Annotated in this window: 20 protein-coding genes; 12 read left to right on the top strand and 8 right to left on the bottom strand. The window is 61.0% G+C overall.

Annotated features, from left to right (window positions below; genetic code table 11):
• Nucleotides 1-65 precede the first annotated feature (65 nt).
• Nucleotides 66-1,160 carry an iron-sulfur cluster carrier protein ApbC gene (apbC, locus tag M1E16_RS05830; RefSeq protein ID WP_434695666.1) on the bottom strand — a complete coding sequence of 365 codons (1,095 nt, stop codon included), beginning with the start codon at nt 1,158-1,160 and terminating at the stop codon, nt 66-68.
• A gap of 311 nt (nt 1,161-1,471) precedes the next feature.
• Between apbC and metG the strand changes: the two genes are divergently transcribed.
• The 8 genes from metG to M1E16_RS05790 all read left to right on the top strand — a co-directional run bounded on the left by metG (nt 1,472) and on the right by M1E16_RS05790 (nt 8,246).
• Nucleotides 1,472-3,517, top strand: coding sequence for a methionine--tRNA ligase (gene metG, locus M1E16_RS05825; RefSeq protein WP_458129405.1), 2,046 nt, complete (start codon nt 1,472-1,474; stop codon nt 3,515-3,517).
• 129 nt (nt 3,518-3,646) lie between these two features.
• The gene (locus M1E16_RS05820; RefSeq protein ID WP_434699649.1) at nt 3,647-4,219 is read left to right on the top strand and encodes an Rnf-Nqr domain containing protein; all 573 of its coding nucleotides are present in this window, start codon (nt 3,647-3,649) and stop codon (nt 4,217-4,219) included.
• On the top strand, nt 4,216-5,220 hold the full coding sequence (rsxB, locus tag M1E16_RS05815) for an electron transport complex subunit RsxB (RefSeq protein ID WP_458129404.1): 1,005 nt from the start codon (nt 4,216-4,218) through the stop codon (nt 5,218-5,220). Before M1E16_RS05820 ends, rsxB begins: the two co-directional genes overlap by 4 nt.
• Nucleotides 5,207-6,193: an RnfABCDGE type electron transport complex subunit D gene (locus tag M1E16_RS05810; RefSeq protein WP_458129403.1), complete on the top strand. Its 987-nt coding sequence runs from the start codon at nt 5,207-5,209 to the stop codon at nt 6,191-6,193. The genes rsxB and M1E16_RS05810 overlap by 14 nt, the downstream gene beginning before the upstream one ends.
• Nucleotides 6,190-6,801 carry an RnfABCDGE type electron transport complex subunit G gene (locus tag M1E16_RS05805; RefSeq protein WP_458129402.1) on the top strand — a complete coding sequence of 204 codons (612 nt, stop codon included), beginning with the start codon at nt 6,190-6,192 and terminating at the stop codon, nt 6,799-6,801. Before M1E16_RS05810 ends, M1E16_RS05805 begins: the two co-directional genes overlap by 4 nt.
• The gene (locus tag M1E16_RS05800) at nt 6,794-7,321 is read left to right on the top strand and encodes an Rnf-Nqr domain containing protein (RefSeq protein ID WP_458129401.1); all 528 of its coding nucleotides are present in this window, start codon (nt 6,794-6,796) and stop codon (nt 7,319-7,321) included. The genes M1E16_RS05805 and M1E16_RS05800 overlap by 8 nt, the downstream gene beginning before the upstream one ends.
• The gene (gene nth, locus M1E16_RS05795; RefSeq protein ID WP_434569599.1) at nt 7,318-7,956 is read left to right on the top strand and encodes an endonuclease III; all 639 of its coding nucleotides are present in this window, start codon (nt 7,318-7,320) and stop codon (nt 7,954-7,956) included. Before M1E16_RS05800 ends, nth begins: the two co-directional genes overlap by 4 nt.
• Before the next feature lie 107 nt (nt 7,957-8,063).
• Entirely contained in the window at nt 8,064-8,246 is a 183-nt protein-coding gene (locus M1E16_RS05790; RefSeq protein WP_135846865.1) for a PA3496 family putative envelope integrity protein, read from the top strand.
• 54 nt (nt 8,247-8,300) lie between these two features.
• Here M1E16_RS05790 and M1E16_RS05785 read toward each other — a convergent pair whose 3' ends face one another.
• The 3 genes from M1E16_RS05785 to M1E16_RS05775 all read right to left on the bottom strand — a co-directional run bounded on the left by M1E16_RS05785 (nt 8,301) and on the right by M1E16_RS05775 (nt 11,798).
• The gene (locus M1E16_RS05785; protein WP_305496355.1) at nt 8,301-8,927 is read right to left on the bottom strand and encodes a response regulator transcription factor; all 627 of its coding nucleotides are present in this window, start codon (nt 8,925-8,927) and stop codon (nt 8,301-8,303) included.
• Between the two features lie 517 nt (nt 8,928-9,444).
• A complete protein-coding gene (locus tag M1E16_RS05780; RefSeq protein ID WP_003204943.1) occupies nt 9,445-10,662 on the bottom strand; it encodes an argininosuccinate synthase in 1,218 nt (405 codons plus the stop codon).
• 128 nt (nt 10,663-10,790) lie between these two features.
• Complete coding sequence (locus tag M1E16_RS05775; protein WP_458129400.1) at nt 10,791-11,798, bottom strand: flagellar protein MotY; 1,008 nt, start codon at nt 11,796-11,798, stop codon at nt 10,791-10,793.
• Between the two features lie 193 nt (nt 11,799-11,991).
• Here M1E16_RS05775 and pyrC point away from each other — a divergent pair, with 193 nt between their 5' ends.
• Both pyrC and rnt read left to right on the top strand, forming a co-directional pair.
• Complete coding sequence (gene pyrC / locus M1E16_RS05770) at nt 11,992-13,038, top strand: dihydroorotase (RefSeq protein ID WP_305496357.1); 1,047 nt, start codon at nt 11,992-11,994, stop codon at nt 13,036-13,038.
• Nucleotides 13,035-13,712, top strand: a complete 678-nt coding sequence (gene rnt, locus M1E16_RS05765) for a ribonuclease T (protein WP_039591753.1) — start codon at nt 13,035-13,037, stop codon at nt 13,710-13,712. Before pyrC ends, rnt begins: the two co-directional genes overlap by 4 nt.
• A gap of 212 nt (nt 13,713-13,924) precedes the next feature.
• Here rnt and M1E16_RS05760 read toward each other — a convergent pair whose 3' ends face one another.
• Nucleotides 13,925-14,527, bottom strand: coding sequence for a peroxiredoxin (locus M1E16_RS05760; protein ID WP_434569603.1), 603 nt, complete (start codon nt 14,525-14,527; stop codon nt 13,925-13,927).
• Nucleotides 14,528-14,831: 304 nt separating this feature from the next.
• Here M1E16_RS05760 and M1E16_RS05755 point away from each other — a divergent pair, with 304 nt between their 5' ends.
• Both M1E16_RS05755 and bfr read left to right on the top strand, forming a co-directional pair.
• Entirely contained in the window at nt 14,832-15,050 is a 219-nt protein-coding gene (locus M1E16_RS05755; protein ID WP_003178704.1) for a bacterioferritin-associated ferredoxin, read from the top strand.
• Between the two features lie 199 nt (nt 15,051-15,249).
• On the top strand, nt 15,250-15,723 hold the full coding sequence (gene bfr / locus M1E16_RS05750) for a bacterioferritin (protein ID WP_186635709.1): 474 nt from the start codon (nt 15,250-15,252) through the stop codon (nt 15,721-15,723).
• A gap of 195 nt (nt 15,724-15,918) precedes the next feature.
• On the opposite strand, the gene grxD is transcribed toward bfr, so the two are convergent.
• The 3 genes from grxD to M1E16_RS05735 all read right to left on the bottom strand — a co-directional run bounded on the left by grxD (nt 15,919) and on the right by M1E16_RS05735 (nt 18,879).
• Nucleotides 15,919-16,260: a Grx4 family monothiol glutaredoxin gene (gene grxD, locus M1E16_RS05745; RefSeq protein ID WP_458129399.1), complete on the bottom strand. Its 342-nt coding sequence runs from the start codon at nt 16,258-16,260 to the stop codon at nt 15,919-15,921.
• A gap of 99 nt (nt 16,261-16,359) precedes the next feature.
• Entirely contained in the window at nt 16,360-18,468 is a 2,109-nt protein-coding gene (locus tag M1E16_RS05740) for a molybdopterin oxidoreductase family protein (protein ID WP_458129398.1), read from the bottom strand.
• A 123-nt stretch (nt 18,469-18,591) separates the two neighbouring features.
• Nucleotides 18,592-18,879 (bottom strand): hypothetical protein, encoded by a 288-nt coding sequence (locus M1E16_RS05735; protein ID WP_305496360.1) that lies wholly within the window; start codon nt 18,877-18,879, stop codon nt 18,592-18,594.
• Between the last annotated feature and the right edge of the window lie 40 nt (nt 18,880-18,919).

Below are 18,919 nucleotides of genomic sequence, written 5' to 3'. Positions count from 1 at the left end.
TGTGACTGATACTCCGCCATCGCGAGCCTGCTCGCTCCCACAGTGGATAGGGTTTCATCAATCTATCAATCGTCACTGACGGTAATGTTCGGCATCGCCGGCGACGCAGCCTCCTGCAACACGATCCGCGCGCCCACGTGGCGGGCCAGCTCCTGGTAGACCATGGCGATCTGGCTGTCCGGCTCGGCGATAACGGTCGGCTTGCCGCCGTCGGCCTGCTCGCGGATCACCATCGACAGCGGCAACGAAGCCAGCAGCTCGACACCGTACTGGGTCGCCAGTTTTTCACCGCCGCCTTCACCGAACAGATGCTCGGCGTGTCCACAGTTCGAGCAGATGTGCACGGCCATGTTTTCCACCACGCCCAGTACCGGGATGTTCACCTTGCGGAACATCTCCACACCCTTGCGCGCATCCAGCAGGGCCAAGTCCTGGGGCGTGGTAACGATCACCGCGCCGGCCACCGGGACTTTCTGCGCGAGGGTCAGCTGGATGTCGCCAGTTCCCGGCGGCATGTCGATCACCAGGTAATCCAGGTCGCCCCACGCGGTTTGCGTGACCAGTTGCAGCAAGGCACCGGAGACCATCGGCCCGCGCCAGACCATCGGTGTGTTGTCATCGGTGAGGAAGGCCATGGACATGACCTCCACGCCATGGGATTGCAGCGGTACGAACCACTTCTGGTCCTTGACCTGCGGCCGGGTGCCTTCGGCGATGCCGAACATGATGCCTTGGCTCGGACCGTAGATATCCGCGTCGAGGATGCCGACCTTCGCCCCTTCGCGAGCCAGGGCCAGCGCCAGGTTGGCGGCGGTGGTGGACTTGCCTACGCCGCCCTTGCCCGAGGCCACGGCGATGACGTTCTTGACGTTCGCCAACCCCGGCACCTGGGCTTGGGCCTTGTGGGCGGAAATCACGCTGGTAACCTGGACTTTGGCGCTCGCCACGCCGTCCAGGCCTTCGATCGCCATCTGCAGCATCTGCGCCCAACCGTTCTTGAACAGATCGGCGGCATAACCGATCTCCAGTTCGACGCTGACGCGATCGCCCTGGATATCGATGGCTCGCACGCATCCGGCGCTGACCGGATCCTGGCTCAGGTAGGGGTCGGTGTACTGGCGAAGGACGGCTTCCACCGCTGCGCGATTGACGGCGCTCATGGGCAACTCCGATAACAAGACTTGAAAACAGGCCGCTATCCTACGCCGCACGCTCTCGCGTGGCGACCCGATTAAGGGTGACGAACGCTCTTGTGGCGAGGGAGCTTGCTCCCGCTCGGCTGCGCAGCAGTCGCAATGAAGCCGACGCTGTCGACCAGCCAGGGCGTAGAACCTTTTTTGGGGCGGCTTCGCCCCCCAGCGGGAGCAAGCTCCCTCGCCACGGATTCGGCGGGAAACAGGCCCGCGGGGTGAAATATATTTCCCGGCGCTTTATAGTGGCCGACCTCCGTTTCATCAAGTAGCCGAGCCCCATGTCCGAGCCACGCAAGATTCTCGTCACCAGCGCCCTGCCCTATGCCAATGGTTCGATTCACCTTGGCCATATGCTGGAATACATCCAGACCGATATGTGGACGCGCTTTCAGAAACATCGCGGCAACCAGTGCATCTACGTCTGCGCCGACGACGCCCACGGTTCGGCCATCATGTTGCGCGCGGAAAAGGAAGGCATCACCCCGGAACAACTGATCGCCAATGTCCAGGCTGAACACAGCGCCGACTTTGCCGAGTTCCTGGTGGACTTCGACAACTTCCACTCCACTCACGCCGAAGAAAACCGTGAGCTGTCGAGCCAGATCTACCTGAAGCTGCGTGACGCCGGGCATATCGCCACCCGTTCGGTCACCCAATATTTCGACCCGGAAAAGAAAATGTTCCTGGCCGACCGCTTCATCAAGGGCACCTGCCCGAAATGCGGCACCGAAGACCAGTACGGCGACAACTGCGAAAAATGCGGCGCCACCTACGCACCGACCGACCTGAAAGACCCGAAATCGGCGATTTCCGGCGCGACGCCGGTACTCAGGGATTCCCAGCACTTCTTCTTCAAGCTGCCGGACTTCCAGGAAATGCTGCAGACCTGGACCCGCAGCGGCACGCTGCACGACGCGGTGGCCAACAAGCTCGCCGAATGGCTCGACTCCGGTTTGCAGGAATGGGACATCTCCCGCGATGCGCCGTATTTCGGCTTCGAAATTCCCGGCGAGCCCGGCAAGTACTTCTATGTATGGCTGGACGCGCCCATCGGCTACATGGCGAGCTTCAAGAACCTTTGCGATCGCACCCCGGAGCTGGACTTCGACGCGTTCTGGGCCAAGGACTCCACGGCCGAGGTGTATCACTTCATTGGCAAGGACATCGTCAATTTCCACGCGCTGTTCTGGCCCGCCATGCTCGAAGGCGCCGGTTTTCGCAAGCCGACCGGGATCAACGTCCACGGCTACCTGACCGTCAACGGCCAGAAGATGTCCAAGTCCCGCGGCACCTTCATCAAGGCGCGGACGTACCTGGATCACCTTTCGCCGGAATACCTTCGCTACTACTACGCGGCCAAGCTCGGCCGTGGCGTCGACGACCTCGACCTGAACCTCGAGGACTTCGTGCAGAAGGTCAACTCCGACCTGGTGGGCAAGGTCGTCAACATCGCCAGCCGTTGCGCCGGGTTCATCCACAAGGGCAACGCCGGCGTGCTGGTGGCGGGTAACGCCGCGCCGGAACTCACCGACGCTTTCCTGGCTGCCGCGCCAAGCATCGCCGAGGCCTACGAGAGCCGCGACTTTGCCCGCGCCATGCGTGAGATCATGGCCCTGGCCGACCGCGCCAACGCCTGGATCGCCGACAAGGCCCCATGGTCGCTGGCCAAGCAGGAAGGCAAGCAGGACGAAGTCCAGGCGATCTGCGCCTTGGGCATCAACCTGTTCCGCCAGTTGGTGGTCTTCCTCAAGCCCGTGCTGCCATTGCTGGCCGCCGATGCCGAAGCGTTCCTGAACGTTGCGCCGCTGACCTGGAACGATCACCAGACGCTGCTGAGCGACCATCAACTGAACGCGTTCAAACCGTTGATGACCCGCATCGACCCGGCCAAGGTCCAGGCCATGATCGACGCGTCCAAGGAAGACCTCGCCGCCAGCCAGACCGACACCGGTGCCCCTGCTGGCAACGGCGAGCTGACCAAGGACCCGCTGTCGCCGGAAATCGATTTCGATGCCTTCGCCGCCATCGACCTGCGCGTGGCGCTGATCGTCAAGGCTGAAGCCGTGGAAGGCGCCGACAAACTGTTGCGCCTGACCCTGGACATCGGCGATGAACAGCGCAACGTGTTCTCCGGGATCAAGAGCGCCTACCCGGATCCGGCCAAGCTCGAGGGCCGGCTGACGATGATGATCGCCAACCTCAAGCCACGCAAAATGCGCTTCGGCATATCCGAAGGCATGGTCATGGCGGCCGGTCCTGGCGGCGAAGAAATCTACCTGCTGAGCCCCGACAGCGGCGCCAAGCCGGGTCAGCGGATCAAATAACGCGACTGCGCGCTGCACCGATCCCACAGTCGCTGTCGAGCGGCTGTGGGATTTTCATATCTGGCCCGCCCTCGCCGCGTGCCGGATAATGCCTGATCTTTCAACCGGCTCCCCTGTTGCCCCATGCCCATGACTGACATTCTTCTCTCGCTGTTCAGCGCTGCCCTGATCAACAACCTCGTGTTGCATTGGCCGCTGGGCGTCGATCCGCTGCTGGCAGTCAGGGAGCGGAGCCGGGTACACGCCCTTGGCCTGGCGACAGCCTGCCTGATGCTGGTTGTCGGGACCCTCGGTTATCTGGCCGACCGCTGGCTCCTGGTTCCGGCGCAGCTGACATCGCTACGGTTATTTGTATGGCTGCCCCTGAGCGTGCTGCTGATCAGCCCGTTGCTGCGCCTGCTGACGCATTGGCTGCCGTCGCAGCCGTTCGATGGCTTGTGGCCGCTGCTGCTCGGCAATGCCGGCGTACTGGGCGTCACGCTGCTCAACAGCCGGAACGACCAGGGCCTGGGCCAGGCCATGGCCTTCAGCCTGGGCGCCGGGCTGGGTTTCTGGCTGGTCTTAAGCCTGTTCGAGGACTTGCGCCAGCGAGTCCAGGATAACGATATCCCCTTGCCTTTTCGGGGCCTGCCAATCCAGTTGATCAGCGTCGGATTGATGGCGGTGGCATTTCTCGGATTGCGCGGGTTGGTCAAGACATGAACCTGATTCAACGTATCGACGCCCTGCTGCCGCAAACCCAATGCGGCAAGTGCGGCCATCCCGGCTGCAAGCCTTACGCCGAAGGCATCGCCCAGGGTGAACCGATCAACAAATGCCCACCCGGCGGACGCGAAACCATCGCGGCCCTGGCCGAGCTGATGACCGTGCCGGTACTCGAACTGGACGCCAGCCGTGGCTCGGCCCCGGCGCAGATCGCATACATTCGCGAAGCCGAATGCATCGGTTGCACCAAGTGCATCCAGGCGTGCCCGGTGGACGCGATTGTTGGCGCGGCCAAGCTGATGCACACCGTCATCATCGATGAGTGCACCGGCTGCGACCTCTGCGTGGCGCCTTGTCCGGTGGATTGCATCGAGATGCGCCCACTGCCGATGGCAACCGTAACGCCGGTTGTCGGTGGCCTGGCCTCCAGCATCGAAGAGCAGCAGGCGCGGACCGCCAAACGCAATCACGCCCGCCGCCGCTTCGAGCTGCGCAATGCGCGCCTGCGCCGCGAAGAAGAGCAGCGCCAGGCCGAGCGCCTGGCCCGAACCCAGCGCAACGCTCAACCAGCCCAGGCCCAGCCACTTGATCCGGTGCAGGCTGCGCTGGAACGAGTGCGCGCGCAAAAAGCCGCCAGCGCCGACGCCGCCCTGAAAAAAGCCAAGGTCGACCTGGCCATGAGCCGGGCACAGCTGAATAAATCCTTGAAAGCGTTTGGCCATCCACCGACCTTCGAACAACAATCACAATTGATCGTGCTGCAACGCCAATTCGAAGCGGCAGAGCAGGCCCTGGCCAGACTGGAAGGCAGCGCGGCGCCCGCCGCCCCTGCACCGTCGCAGAGTGCTGAATTGAAGCGGGCCAAGATCCAGCTGGCGATGCGTCGCGCCGAACTCGGCAAGGCCCGCGCTGCCGCGGCTTCCGCCGAACAGCTGCAGGTACTGGAACAAGCGGTGGAAGACGCCCAACGGCAGGTGGACGCCCATGCTACGCCCTGATCCGGTGGACGAGCGGCTGCGGCAAGCGATGCGACGGGTGTTGCTGGCGATGCTGCCCGGCGTGCTGGCGATGGTCTGGTTTTATGGCTGGGGCGTGGCGCTGAACCTGCTGCTGTCGGCCCTCGCCGCGCTGGCTGTCGAGGCGCTGGCGTTGCGTCTGCGACGACGCCCTCTCAAGCTCGGCCTGAGCGACGGCAGCGCACTGGTCAGCGCCGCGCTGCTGGCCATGGCCTTGCCTGCGTATTGCCCATGGTGGCTGACCGTCACGGCCGCTGCCTGCGCCTTGCTGTTCGGCAAGCACTTATGGGGCGGGCTCGGCAGCAATCCCTTCAACCCCGCGATGCTCGGGTATGCCCTGGTGCTGGTGGCGTTTCCCCAGCACCTGAGCCAATGGCCCGTGCCCCATGACATGGACTTTCTCGAAGGTCTGCGACAAGTCGCCGGCACTGCCCAGGCGCCCGACGGATGGGCCGGCGCCACGGCGCTGGACAGTCTGCGAATCAACACAAGCCTGACCGTCGACGAACTGTTCGCCAGCAATCCTGCGTTCGGTCGTTGGGGTGGGCGCGGTGTCGAGTGGGTCAACCTGGCCTTCCTCGCCGGTGGCCTGTTCCTGCTGCAACAACGCGTGTTCAGTTGGCACGCGCCGGTGGGCATGCTTGCCAGCCTGTTCACCTTGAGCCTGCTGTGCTGGAACGGCTCGGGCTCGGACTCCCATGGCTCGCCGCTGTTTCATCTGTTGACCGGGGCAACCATGCTGGGCGCATTTTTCATCGTCACCGAACCGGTGTCAGGCGCCAAGGCCCCGCTCGCCCGACTGTTGTTCGGGGCCGGCGTGGGCGCGCTGGTCTACCTGATTCGTACCTGGGGTGGCTACCCGGACGGCGTCGCGTTTGCCGTGCTGATGATGAACCTCGGTGTGCCTGCGCTGGATCGTCTCGCCGAGGCACGACAAAGGCGAGCGCTGACATGAAAAGACCCGGCGGCGTGCTGGTCCTGATCGTCCTGGCCGGCCTCGGCATCGGCGCCACGTACCTCATGCAGATCAATCTGGCCGGACGCATCGAAGCCCAACGGCAGGCCTTGGCCGGCAGGACCTTGCTTGAGGTATTGCCCTCCGAGCGTTATGACAACCAGCCGCTGGCACAACCGGTCATAACGACTCCGGTTGAGTTGAGCCACAGCCGGTTGCTGGTCGGTTACCTGGCGACCCGCAACGGCCAGCCCAGCGCGGTGCTGTTGCGCAGCCAGGCGTTGGGCTATGAGGGCAGCATCGAATTGATGATCGCCATTGATCCCAGCGGCCGCCTGCTTGGCGTTAAAACCCTGCGCCAGTCGGAAACACCCGGCCTGGGCGCGGTAATCGCCGACTGGCCGAATGCCTGGCTGCAGACATTCACCGGAAAGTCGCGCCAGGCGCCGACCGATGACGGCTGGGCCTTGAAAAAGGACCAGGGCCAGTTCGATCAATTGGCCGGCGCGACGGTGACCTCGCGCGCGGTGCTCCAGGCGATCCACGATGCGCTGCGTTATTTCGATGAGCACCAGGACCACCTGACCGGAGCGAGTGTCAATGAATAAGCTGGTATTGACCCGTGGCCTGCTACTCGTGCCCTTGGTGGGTGCAAGCAGCTCGCTGACGAATGCACTGGGGGTGTGGCTGGCCTGGGTTTTGATCAGCTTCGGCCATGGCTGGGCCATGACGCTGGCCGGGGCACGCTGCACGACTTTTCAGCGGCTGGTTGCCGCTATCCTGCTGGCCGCAGCCTTGAGTGCTTGCGCAAGCCTGGTCGCGCAGGCCTGGTTGCAGGAGTGGTATGCATTGTCAGGCCTTTACCTCGGCTGGATCGCCTTGAGCTGCGTAGCGCTGGATCAAGCGCCAGTGGACGAATCCCGGGTAGCTGACCGCCTCAGGCTGGCGGCCCAGTCTGGCCTCCTGATGGCCATTCTGAGCGCCCTGCGCGAATTGATCGGCAATGGCGTCCCACTGGCCCTGCTGGCTCCCGGCGGGTTCATCCTGCTCGGCCTGCTGCTGGCGGCCCACCAGGCCTGGACGGCCTGCAAACCCCATCCACCCCTAGAGGAAACGCCGCGCCCATGAACGCCGCAAAACGCCTGGAAATATTCCGTCGCTTTCATGAAGACAACCCGGAGCCAAAAACCGAACTGGCCTACTCCTCGCCCTTCGAGCTGCTGATCGCGGTAATTCTGTCGGCCCAATCCACCGACGTCGGCGTCAACAAGGCCACGGCCAAGCTGTTTCCCGTGGCCAACACGCCGCAAGCGATCCACGCCTTGGGGGTCGAAGGGCTGTCGGAATACATCAAGACCATCGGGCTGTTCAACAGCAAGGCCAAGAACGTCATCGAGACCTGCCGCCTGCTGATAGAGCGCCATGGCGGCGAGATCCCGCAGACCCGCGAAGAGCTGGAAGCGCTTCCAGGCGTCGGCCGCAAGACCGCCAACGTGGTGCTCAACACCGCGTTTCGTCAGCTGACGATGGCAGTCGACACGCACATTTTCCGCGTCAGCAACCGTACCGGCATTGCTCCGGGCAAAAATGTCGTGGAAGTGGAAAAGAAACTGATGAAATTTGTCCCCAAGGAATACCTCCTGGATTCCCACCACTGGCTCATCCTCCATGGGCGTTACGTCTGCCTGGCGAGAAAGCCCCGTTGCGGCAGTTGCCGAATCGAAGACCTGTGCGAATACAAGCACAAGACATCTGACGATTGAGGCGCTATTGCTTTCTTTCATCGAGCGATTGAAAAAATCTTTTTTACCCGCCGCAGGTTTATCGCTATAAGGAGCGCCAATGGCAGTCTTAGCCTGGAGTCGAACCCATGAGCGCTGGCAAAGAACAACTGGATGTAGAAGACGATTTCATCGCCGTCGAGGCTGACGATGCGGAACCTGTGGTCGTGGAAGTGGCGAAAACCAACCTGAGCAAACGTCGCACCATCGATAACCTGCTGGAAGAGCGTCGCTTGCAGAAACAATTGGCCGACTATGATTTTGACCTCTGACTCGTAAAAGCCTCCCTGTCGGAGGCCTTTTACCGAGCACGTGGGGCTGTGGACTCACACCAATCCGTTACGCTGCGCCAGCTCGATCAGGTCGACCAGTGAGCGGGCATTGAGCTTCAACAACAGTCGGGTCTTGTAGGTGCTCACTGTCTTGTTGCTCAGGAACATCCCGTCGGCAATCTCCTTGTTGGTCCTCCCACGGGCCAGCTGCTGCAGGACCATCATCTCTCGTCCGGACAAACGATCGACCATATCCGACTCGCTGGCGTTGCCCAGGCTCGAACGCACGGTATGCAACGCCTGGTTGGGAAAATAACTGTAGCCCGAGAGCACCGCTTTTATTGCACTCAACAACTCGGTCAGGTCCTGTTGCTTGCACACATAACCGGCCGCTCCCATCTGCATGCATCGCATCGAGAAATGCCCTGGCGACTGAGAGGTGAGCACCAGCACTTTGAGCGGCGAAGGATTGGTGGTCAGGCGCGCGATAACCTCCAGTCCGTCCAACTTCGGGATCCCGATATCGAGAACAACGATGTCGGGCATTTTATCGCGCGCCAGCTGTAACGCATCGACGCCATTGTCTGTTTCCGCGATGACTTCATATCCATGGCGCTCCATTAACAAACGTACAGCAAGACGAATGACGGGGTGATCATCCACGATCAGCACTTTATTCATGGGCAAATCCAACTTAGCTGTTCGAATTTTTAGAGCACGCACAATAGCGTAGTCATTTCACCCGTGGGATGCCGCTGTAGCAAGCCGTTCGCACCGAAAGACATAACTTACAAGCAATGCAGAAAAATCCTACAAATAATCCGTGAAATAACGCGCCATGATTTTTTCCGTCGCAGCGATGGAGTGATTCTGACGCGCCACAGCTCCCCGAGAACAGCTCGGTTTCGGCAAAAAACAAACCTGACCTGTTATTAGACGTGGGACTTTTCTCACACAAAGTAATTGATTTATTCATGCACAAACGCTTGCCTCCTCCAGAAAAAACTTCCATGGAAGAGATCGCAGCTTAATAACCTTATTTCCGAAGCCTATTTGCGCTTACTCAATTCAACCGCTCTACTTTTGTTATAAACCAGCAAAAGCGATCAATGATATTCCCCGGCAATACATTATTCAGGACGAGACAATGCGCAAAAAAAAGGCCTGCGCATGGCAGGCCTTTTTTTGAGCAGCCGGGTCAGAACAGCTTGCGACCCTTGTTCGCCGCGATGCGCATGCGCAGGGCGTTGAGCTTGATGAAGCCGGCCGCGTCGGCCTGGTTGTAGGCGCCACCGTCTTCTTCGAAGGTCGCGATGTTTGCATCGAATAGCGACTCGTCGGACTTGCGCCCGGTCACGATCACGTTGCCCTTGTACAGCTTCAGACGCACGACGCCGTTCACGTGGGCCTGGGAAGCATCGATCATCTGTTGCAGCATCAGACGCTCCGGGCTCCACCAGTAGCCGGTGTAGATCAGGCTGGCGTACTTGGGCATCAACTCGTCTTTCAGGTGAGCCACTTCGCGGTCCAGGGTGATCGACTCGATCGCCCGGTGAGCACGCAGCATGATGGTGCCGCCGGGGGTTTCGTAGCAGCCGCGGGATTTCATGCCGACATAGCGGTTTTCAACGATGTCCAGGCGACCGATGCCGTGTTCGCCGCCGATACGGTTCAGCGTCGCGAGGACGGTGGCCGGGCTCATTTCCACGCCGTCGAGGGCAACGATATCGCCGTTGCGATAGGTCAGCTCAAGGTATTGCGGGGTATCGGGAGCCTTCTCCGGGGAGACGGTCCAACGCCACATGTCTTCTTCGTGCTCGGTCCAGGTGTCTTCCAGCACGCCGCCTTCGTAGGAGATGTGCAGCAGGTTGGCATCCATCGAATACGGGGATTTTTTCTTGCCGTGACGCTCGATCGGGATCGCATGCTTCTCGGCGTAGTCCATCAGTTTTTCACGGGACAGCAGGTCCCACTCGCGCCACGGGGCGATGACTTTGACGCCCGGCTTGAGGGCATAGGCGCCCAGCTCGAAACGTACTTGGTCGTTGCCCTTGCCGGTAGCACCGTGGGAAATGGCGTCGGCGCCGGTTTCGTTGGCGATTTCGATCAGGCGCTTGGCGATCAGCGGACGGGCGATGGAGGTACCCAGCAGGTACTCGCCTTCGTAAACAGTGTTGGCGCGGAACATCGGAAACACGAAGTCGCGGACGAATTCTTCGCGCAGGTCATCGATGTAGATCTCCTTGACGCCCATGGCCTGAGCCTTGGCGCGGGCTGGCTCAACTTCTTCGCCCTGCCCCAGGTCAGCGGTGAACGTCACTACTTCACAGTTATAAGTGTCCTGCAGCCACTTGAGGATCACCGAAGTGTCCAGGCCGCCGGAATACGCCAGAACGACCTTGTTTACGTCCGCCATGCCATCACTCCACGGGTTGTACGGAAAGCCGGGAAGTCTAACGTCCAGCGCGGATAATTTACAGAGGCGCGACAGCTTATGACGACGAAGCGACAGATTATGTCGATGGCGCGACGATCAGAATGGCCTCAGGAAGTTCTTGCAGTCGCCGCTGCGGGCGCCACGGCCTTGGTGGGGGCGACCGGCGCCGGAGCCTTGCCGGGTGCCGCAGCGGGCGTCGCCGCAGGCACAGCTGGCGTTGCTGGCGGGGTTGGCGTGGTGGGCTGGGCCGCTGGCGCCTGAGTGGCCGCCACTCGATCCAGTTGCACCACCACACGCCGGTTCTTGGCGCGATGGGCGGCGTTGTTATTAGGCACGAGCGGATAACGCTCACCGTGGAAACGCACAGTGAACTGCGATTCCTGGAAGCCATTGGCCTTGAAGAAATCCATGACCGCCAGCGCACGGCGGCGCGACAGCTCACGATTGGTCAAGCGGTTGCCGCTGTTGTCGGAATGCCCATCGAGTTCGACATGGTTGACGCTCGGGTCAGCCTTGATGAAGTCGAGCATGGCCTGCAATTGAGCCTTGGCCTGGGCGTCGAGCTCAACCCCCTCGCCGGGAAAGCCGATCTGGGTCTGCTTGATCTGCTCGAAATTCTTCGGCAACAGTTTCGCCACGCAGCCCTGGTAGTCGCTGAAGGCCTTGTTGAAGCGCACAGGCAACAGGCGAACTTCCGACACCCGGCCATCCTCGGTATTACGCCGGACCACGGGGCTGCGCCCTTCCATCAATCCACTGATCAGGCGTCCCGCCTGGACTTGGGAGCTGTTGAACAACACGTCGCCGCTGCCGATCCTGACCGACCCCAGGTTGATGTCGCCCCGCCCCGGTTGCCACGGCGCAGCGGCCGCCAGCAGCGTCGCGGAACCGCCACCCAGCACCGGGTTGTAGGCCTTAAGTCGGAACGTGGCCTGCTCGCCCGCCCGGCGGACGAACTCGCCGCTGCCGAAATCGGCGATCGGCTGGCTCAGCCGGCACTCGAACTTGTCGCCTTCGACCGTCCACTCGATGCTCTCCAGACGAGTCTGGAAAGTGAGCGCCATCGCAGGAAGGCTGGCAAACACACTGAGCAAGGCTAGATAACGCTGGCGCACGGGAGGCTCCACTGGCTTTTTACTTACGGAAATCGAAAAACACCGGGCATGACGCCTGTACGAGACACCGCACGGATTCGTGGCACACCTGAAGGGGCTATCGGTAACTTGTGGCAAAACTTGATAGCGGGTGCCCGCATCGGTCTTTTCCGGTAGCATTCCCCCAGAGTTTGACCCGCCTGGAAGCCCCTCAATGTCCGACCGCCTGACCCTGCTGCGTCCCGACGACTGGCATATTCATCTTCGCGATGGTGCTGTGTTGACCCATACCGTCGCCGATGTCGCGCGCACCTTCGGGCGCGCAATCATCATGCCTAACCTGGTTCCGCCTGTCCGCAACGCCGTCGAGGCCGATGGCTATCGCCAGCGCATCCTGGCCGCACGCCCGGCCGGCAGCCGCTTCGAACCGCTGATGGTGCTTTACCTCACCGACCGCACCCAGCCCGAGGAAATTCGCGAGGCCAAGGCCAGTGGCTTCGTCCACGCGGCCAAGTTGTACCCGGCCGGCGCCACCACCAATTCGGACTCCGGCGTCACCAGCATCGACAAGATATTCCCGGCGCTTGAAGCGATGGCCGAAGTCGGGATGCCGTTGCTGATCCATGGCGAAGTCACCCGGGGCGATGTCGACGTGTTCGACCGCGAGAAAATTTTCATCGACGAGCACATGCGCCGCGTCGTGGAGCGTTTCCCGACGCTCAAGGTGGTGTTCGAACACATCACCACCGGCGATGCCGTGCAGTTCGTCAACGAAGCCCCGGCCAACGTCGGCGCGACCATTACCGCGCATCACCTGCTTTACAACCGCAACCACATGCTGGTGGGCGGGATCCGGCCGCACTTCTATTGCTTGCCGATCCTCAAGCGCAACACCCACCAGGAAGCCTTGCTCGACGCCGCCACCAGCGGCAGTGCGAAGTTTTTCCTCGGCACGGACTCGGCGCCCCACGCCCGCCATGCCAAGGAAGCCGCCTGCGGTTGCGCCGGTTGCTACACCGCCTATGCCGCCATCGAGATGTACGCCGAAGCGTTCGAGCAGCGCAACGCGCTGGACAAGCTCGAAGGTTTTGCCAGCCTGCACGGCCCGCGCTTCTATGGCCTGCCGGTGAACACCGATAGCATTACCCTGGTCCGCGACGAGTGGACTGCCCCCGCCAGCTTGCCGTTTGGCGAACAGACTGTCATCCCGCTGCGCGCCGGTGAAAAACTGCGCTGGCGCCTGCTGGAGGAAAACGCGTGAGTGAAGATCATTTCGACGACGAACTGGACGGCAACGGTGGTTCCGGCGGCGCTCGGCACCCCATGGCAGCCCGTTTCCGGGGTTACCTGCCGGTCGTGGTCGACGTAGAAACCGGCGGTTTCAACTCGGCCACCGATGCGTTGCTGGAAATCGCCGCGACGACTATCGGCATGGACGAAAAAGGCTTTGTGTTCCCGGACCACACTTATTTCTTCCGCGTTGAACCGTTCGAAGGCGCCAACATCGAAGCAGCCGCGCTGGAATTCACCGGGATCAAGCTCGACCACCCGCTGCGCATGGCGGTCAGCGAGGAAACGGCACTGACCGACATCTTCCGTGGCGTGCGCAAGGCCCTGAAGGCCAACGGTTGCAAGCGCGCGATCCTGGTCGGCCACAACAGCAGCTTCGACCTGGGCTTCCTTAACGCCGCCGTTGCGCGACTGGACATGAAGCGCAACCCATTCCACCCGTTTTCCAGCTTCGATACGGCGACCCTGGCCGGTCTGGCCTACGGCCAGACCGTATTGGCCAAGGCCTGCCAGGCCGCCGACATCGATTTCGACGGCCGCGAAGCCCACTCGGCCCGCTATGACACCGAGAAGACTGCCGAGCTGTTCTGCGGCATCGTCAATCGCTGGAAGGAAATGGGCGGCTGGCAGGATTTCGACGACTGATATCGGCGCCAAATCTGGCTCTTGCGGCTTTTGTGGCGAGGGAGCTTGCTCCCGCTGGGTGGCGTAGCCGCCCCAAATATTTTGTGAGCGCTTCGCGCTCAAGCGGGAGCAAGCTCCCTCGCCACGCGGTATCGTGCTTCGGCCGACAAGTTTGGAACACCCCAAAAAAAACCGGCCCATCAAGGGCCGGTTTTTTTTATGCCTGAGTGCGCTTACAGCTTGTCGCTGTGTTCGCCCAGGTAAGCCGCTACGCCTTCAGGCGATGCGGTCATGCCCTTGTCGCCTTTTTTCCAGTTGGCCGGGCAGACTTCGCCGTGCTCTTCGTGGAATTGCAGAGCGTCGACCAGACGGATCAGCTCTTCCATGTTACGGCCCAGCGGCAGGTCGTTGATGATCTGCGAACGGACCACGCCTTTGTCGTCGATCAGGAACGCGCCACGGAAGGCCACGCCGCCTTCGGACTCAACGTCGTAGGCCTTGGCGATTTCGTGCTTCATGTCAGCGGCCATGGTGTACTTCACCGGGCCGATCCCGCCGTTGTTGATCGGGGTGTTGCGCCAGGCGTTGTGGGTGAAGTGCGAGTCGATCGAAACCGCGACCACTTCAACGTTGCGCGCCTTGAAGTCGTCCATGCGGTGATCCAGTGCGATCAGCTCGGACGGGCAGACGAAAGTGAAGTCCAGCGGGTAAAAGAACACCAGGCCGTATTTGCCTTTGATGGCCGAGGACAGGGTGAAGCTGTCGACGATTTCGCCGTTGCCGAGGACGGCTGGAACGGTGAAGTCAGGGGCTTGTTTGCCTACGAGTACGCTCATTGGATATCTCCTGGTGTAGTAACGTGAAAACCGGGTCCGCGCCAGCCTGCCACCCTCAGGCGACAGCCCTGTGACACGAACCCGCTTTGCAAGGACCGACCATCATACACCGCGCGTTTGGACTGTCCTCAACGGTTTTTCGGGGATCTCGGAAATCCGCGACGTCGCATGGCCCACCGGGAAAAAACCGTTCGTCAGACCGAGGCATCTCAAGCCTGGGACTATCAGAAACTGCTTTGACAATCATTCTCGTTAACATTAAGATCCGTCTCAATTGAGTCACAACCAGCGACGGTTCTCACTTATGTATGTATGCCTCTGCACTGGCGTCACCGACGGACAGATCCGCGAAGCGATCTATGAAGGTTGCTGCAGTTATCGGGAAGTCCGCCAGGCCACCGGCGTAGCCAGCCAATGCGGTAAATGTGCCTGCCTTGCCAAGGAAGTGGTGCGTGAAACCCTCGCCAAAGTGCAGACCGCCCAGGCCTCGATCCCTTATCCGGTAGAATTTACTGCCGCATAAATCCAGCTTTTTGAAGAACCGGACTCAATGTCCGGTTTTTTTATGCCGGTAAATCAAGTGCTTAGCCTCCAGACGCGGAACACAAACATTCTTATTCCGATTAATTTTCATTTATTATTCAATAACTTAGGTTTGACACTAGTAATTGCGCGGCTCAAACTCTGCCGTATACACAGCTATTACAGGGCAGGCCCTCACCATGAAAGGCGACATCACAGTCATCCAGCATCTCAACAAGATCCTCGCCAATGAGCTGGTCGCGATCAATCAATACTTCCTGCATGCGCGCATGTATGAGGATTGGGGCCTGAACAAGCTGGGCAAGCACGAGTACCACGAATCCATCGACGAGATGAAACACGCGGACAAGCTGATCAAGCGCATCCTGTTCCTCGAAGGCCTGCCGAACGTCCAGGACCTGGGCAAGCTGCACATCGGCGAACACACTCGGGAAATGCTCGAATGCGACCTGCGCATCGAACGCACCGGCCACGCCGACCTGAAAGCCGCCATCGCCCATTGCGAAACCGTCGGTGACTTCGGCAGTCGCGAGTTGCTCGAGGATATCCTCGAGTCCGAAGAAGAGCACATCGACTGGCTGGAAACCCAGTTGGGCCTGATCGACAAGATCGGTCTGGAGAACTACCTGCAGTCGCAGATGGGCGAAGAATAAGCTTCCCCGACAGCGAGCCACAAAAAAGCCCCGCCCTCTTTCGAGGAGCGGGGCTTTTTGTTGCCTGGATTCCAGGCTCACCTAGATTCCTTGTGGGAGCGAGCCTGTTCGCGATAGCGGTGTGTCAGTCACCATCAAATTGACTGACACGCCCTCATCGCGAGCAGGCTCGCTCCCACATTGGTTTGGGGTGGATCAGGCTTCAGTCTTGTTCACTGCTGCCGCTTCTACAGCTGCCTTGATCGTTGACTGCAGCGAACCGTCCGCGGCCATCTCGGTCATGATGTCGCTGCCGCCGATCAGTTCACCGCCAACCCACAACTGTGGAAAGGTTGGCCAGTTGGCGTACTTGGGAAGATTGGCGCGGATTTCCGGGTTCTGCAGGATGTCCACGTAAGCGAACTTCTCGCCACACGCCATCACCGCCTGAGCAGCCTTGGCCGAGAAGCCGCACTGAGGGGCATTCGGCGAGCCTTTCATGTAAAGCAGGATAGTGTTGTTGGCAATCTGGTCTTTGATCGTTTCGATGATATCCACGGAGCACCTCGGCTTGAACTTTGCGACTACAGATGTCGACACGGTGGCGCATTGTAACGGAAAGCCGAGCACCCTGCTCGGTCCGGCCCAAGGACAATTCTACGCAGCCGCCACTTTCACCGGAACCCCATTAAGCGCCGCATTGCCGGACAACTCATCGAGTTGACATTCATCGGTCAGGTCGTTGGCGCTGGAACCAGGCTGGCTGCTGGCGATGGTCATCTGCACGCCTGGTCGGGCGTGGCCCCAGCCATGGGGAAGGCTGACCACGCCTTTCATCATGTCCAGGCTGCCTTGCACCTCCACTTCGATCACGCCCACCCGTGAACTGACCTGCACGCGCTGGCCATCGACTAAACCGCGACTGGCGAGGTCTTCAGGATGCATCAGCAACTGATGGCGCGGCTTGCCCTTCACCAGCCTATGAAAGTTATGCATCCAGGAATTGTTGCTGCGCACATGCCGACGGCCAATCATCAGCAACTCGTCCGATGCCGGCGCTCGCAGCGCGGCAAAGCGCGCCAGATCAGCGAGGATCACCGCCGGCGCCGCCTGCACACGGCCATTTTCGGTTTTCAAGCGCGTCGTCAGGTTGGGCTTGAGCGCACCGAGGTCGATGCCGTGGGGATAATCGAACAGCGTCGCCAGCGATAACTTGTGTGGCGAGGCATCCCCATACCTTCCCGCGCGCAGGCCAAAATCAATCATTTGCGCGGGCGGCATGGTCGGCTTGAGTGCCTTGCCAGTCCGCGCGGCGAAGGCCTTGGCCAGGCCGACAAAAATCTCCCAATCGTGCAGCGCCCCTTCGGGCTTGGGCAGGATCGCCCGATTGAAACGGCTGACGTTACGCACCGCGAACAGGTTGAACGTGGTGTCGTAGTGATCGTTTTCCAAAGCCGAGGTCGATGGCAGGATCAGATCGGCATAACGCGTGGTCTCGTTGATGTACAAATCGATGCTGACCATGAACTCCAGCCCATCCAGCGCCTGTTCGAGCTGCCGCCCGTTGGGCGTGGACAGCACCGGGTTGCCGGCCACGGTGACCAGCGCACGAATCTGCCCGTCGCCCTCGGTCAGCATTTCTTCGGCCAAGGTCGACACGGGCAGCTCGCCGGCGTATTCGGGACGTCCGGACACCCGGCTCTGCCAACGGTTGAAATGACCACCCGAAGTGGTCGCCACCAGGTCCACCGCCGGCTCGGTGCACAATGCCCCGCCCACCCGATCGAGGTTGCCGGTGACCAGATTGATCACTTGGATCAGCCAGTGGCATAACGTGCCGAACGCCTGGGTGGACACGCCCATTCTGCCGTAGCAGACCGCTGAGGGCGCAGCGGCAAAGTCGCGGGCCAACTGCCGGATCTGCGGCGCCGCCACCGCACAGAGGGGGCTCATCACCTCGGCGGTAAACCCCGCCACGGTCTGGCGCACCTCTTCGAGGCCGTCCACCGGCAAATGGCTGTCGCGGCTCAGACCTTCGCTGAACAGCGTATTGAGCAGGCCAAACAGCAGCGCGGCATCGCCACCGGGACGCACGAAAACATGCTGGTCGGCAATGGCCGCCGTTTCGCTGCGCCGTGGATCGACGACCACGACTTTGCCGCCACGGGCCTGGATCGCCTTGAGGCGCTTCTCGACGTCCGGCACGGTCATGATGCTGCCGTTGGAAGCCAGCGGATTCCCCCCCAGGATCAGCATGAAATCGGTATGGTCGATGTCCGGTATCGGCAGCAGCAGGCCGTGACCGTACATCAGGTGACTGGTCAGGTGATGGGGCAGTTGATCCACCGACGTCGCCGAGAAGCGACTGCGTGTCTTCAGCAGGCCGAGGAAATAGTTGCTGTGGGTCATCAACCCATAGTTATGCACGCTGGGGTTGCCTTGGTAGACGCCCACCGCGTTCTGGCCGTGGCGCTCCTGGATTGCCGCCAGGCGTTCGGCGACCAGGGCGAAAGCGTCATCCCAGGCAATCGGCTGCCACTCGCCGCCGACTCGCTGCATGGGTTGGCGCAGCCGGTCCGGGTCATTCTGGATATCTTGCAGGGCGACGGCCTTGGGACAGATGTGCCCACGGCTGAAACTGTCCAGCGGATCGCCCTTGATCGAGGTGATCGCCAGGCCTTGGCCTTCAGTTTCGGTGGTTTCGAGCGTCAGGCCACAGATGGCCTCACATAGATGGCACGCACGGTGATGAAGAGTCTTGGTCATGGCCAGTCTCTGTTTTATTCGTAGCGGGCACTTTCGGCCGCGGGAACAAAACTATGGCGCGGGATCCTCCACCGCGCCAGCGACGTTCGTCCTGTGAATCGCCGGGCATTAGGCCAACCGATTTCAGGGGTGCTCGGGAGGCGGCGCCAGCAGCTGGATTTCCTCGACGGTTTCCACTTGTTCCTGAGCGATGGGCACTCCGGTCAACTCGCCGATCAATCGCCAATGTTCGTCGAGGCCGCTGCTGATGGTAGCCATGCGGTCGATCATGCGGCGGCCGGCAGCCTTGGTCACTTCGTCTTCGCTGCGCAACAATTCGAATGACATGGAGGTCACCGAAGCGGTCAGGTGCGTCAGGGAGCGTGCCGTCAGCCCCAGCAGTTCCATCAGTTGTTGCTCTTTCGAATCCATTTCGGGGCTCCTGCGTCTAAGGGTTCATTTATAACCCAGG

The sequence above is a fragment of the Pseudomonas sp. Z2-11 genome, assembly GCF_054161305.1.
Note: the sequence above shows the minus strand (reverse complement) of the source record. Positions and strands in the feature narration are given on the sequence as shown.

What these genes read in the sequence shown, in the direction of transcription:
- apbC (WP_434695666.1), bottom strand. Translation starts at nt 1,160, where the DNA reads ATGAGCGCCGTCAATCGCGCAGCGGTGGAAGCCGTCCTTCGCCAGTAC.
- metG (WP_458129405.1), top strand. Translation starts at nt 1,472, where the DNA reads ATGTCCGAGCCACGCAAGATTCTCGTCACCAGCGCCCTGCCCTATGCC.
- M1E16_RS05820 (WP_434699649.1), top strand. Translation starts at nt 3,647, where the DNA reads ATGACTGACATTCTTCTCTCGCTGTTCAGCGCTGCCCTGATCAACAAC.
- rsxB (WP_458129404.1), top strand. Translation starts at nt 4,216, where the DNA reads ATGAACCTGATTCAACGTATCGACGCCCTGCTGCCGCAAACCCAATGC.
- M1E16_RS05810 (WP_458129403.1), top strand. Translation starts at nt 5,207, where the DNA reads ATGCTACGCCCTGATCCGGTGGACGAGCGGCTGCGGCAAGCGATGCGA.
- M1E16_RS05805 (WP_458129402.1), top strand. Translation starts at nt 6,190, where the DNA reads ATGAAAAGACCCGGCGGCGTGCTGGTCCTGATCGTCCTGGCCGGCCTC.
- M1E16_RS05800 (WP_458129401.1), top strand. Translation starts at nt 6,794, where the DNA reads ATGAATAAGCTGGTATTGACCCGTGGCCTGCTACTCGTGCCCTTGGTG.
- nth (WP_434569599.1), top strand. Translation starts at nt 7,318, where the DNA reads ATGAACGCCGCAAAACGCCTGGAAATATTCCGTCGCTTTCATGAAGAC.
- M1E16_RS05790 (WP_135846865.1), top strand. Translation starts at nt 8,064, where the DNA reads ATGAGCGCTGGCAAAGAACAACTGGATGTAGAAGACGATTTCATCGCC.
- M1E16_RS05785 (WP_305496355.1), bottom strand. Translation starts at nt 8,927, where the DNA reads ATGAATAAAGTGCTGATCGTGGATGATCACCCCGTCATTCGTCTTGCT.
- M1E16_RS05780 (WP_003204943.1), bottom strand. Translation starts at nt 10,662, where the DNA reads ATGGCGGACGTAAACAAGGTCGTTCTGGCGTATTCCGGCGGCCTGGAC.
- pyrC (WP_305496357.1), top strand. Translation starts at nt 11,992, where the DNA reads ATGTCCGACCGCCTGACCCTGCTGCGTCCCGACGACTGGCATATTCAT.
- M1E16_RS05760 (WP_434569603.1), bottom strand. Translation starts at nt 14,527, where the DNA reads ATGAGCGTACTCGTAGGCAAACAAGCCCCTGACTTCACCGTTCCAGCC.
- M1E16_RS05755 (WP_003178704.1), top strand. Translation starts at nt 14,832, where the DNA reads ATGTATGTATGCCTCTGCACTGGCGTCACCGACGGACAGATCCGCGAA.
- bfr (WP_186635709.1), top strand. Translation starts at nt 15,250, where the DNA reads ATGAAAGGCGACATCACAGTCATCCAGCATCTCAACAAGATCCTCGCC.
- M1E16_RS05740 (WP_458129398.1), bottom strand. Translation starts at nt 18,468, where the DNA reads ATGACCAAGACTCTTCATCACCGTGCGTGCCATCTATGTGAGGCCATC.
- M1E16_RS05735 (WP_305496360.1), bottom strand. Translation starts at nt 18,879, where the DNA reads ATGGATTCGAAAGAGCAACAACTGATGGAACTGCTGGGGCTGACGGCA.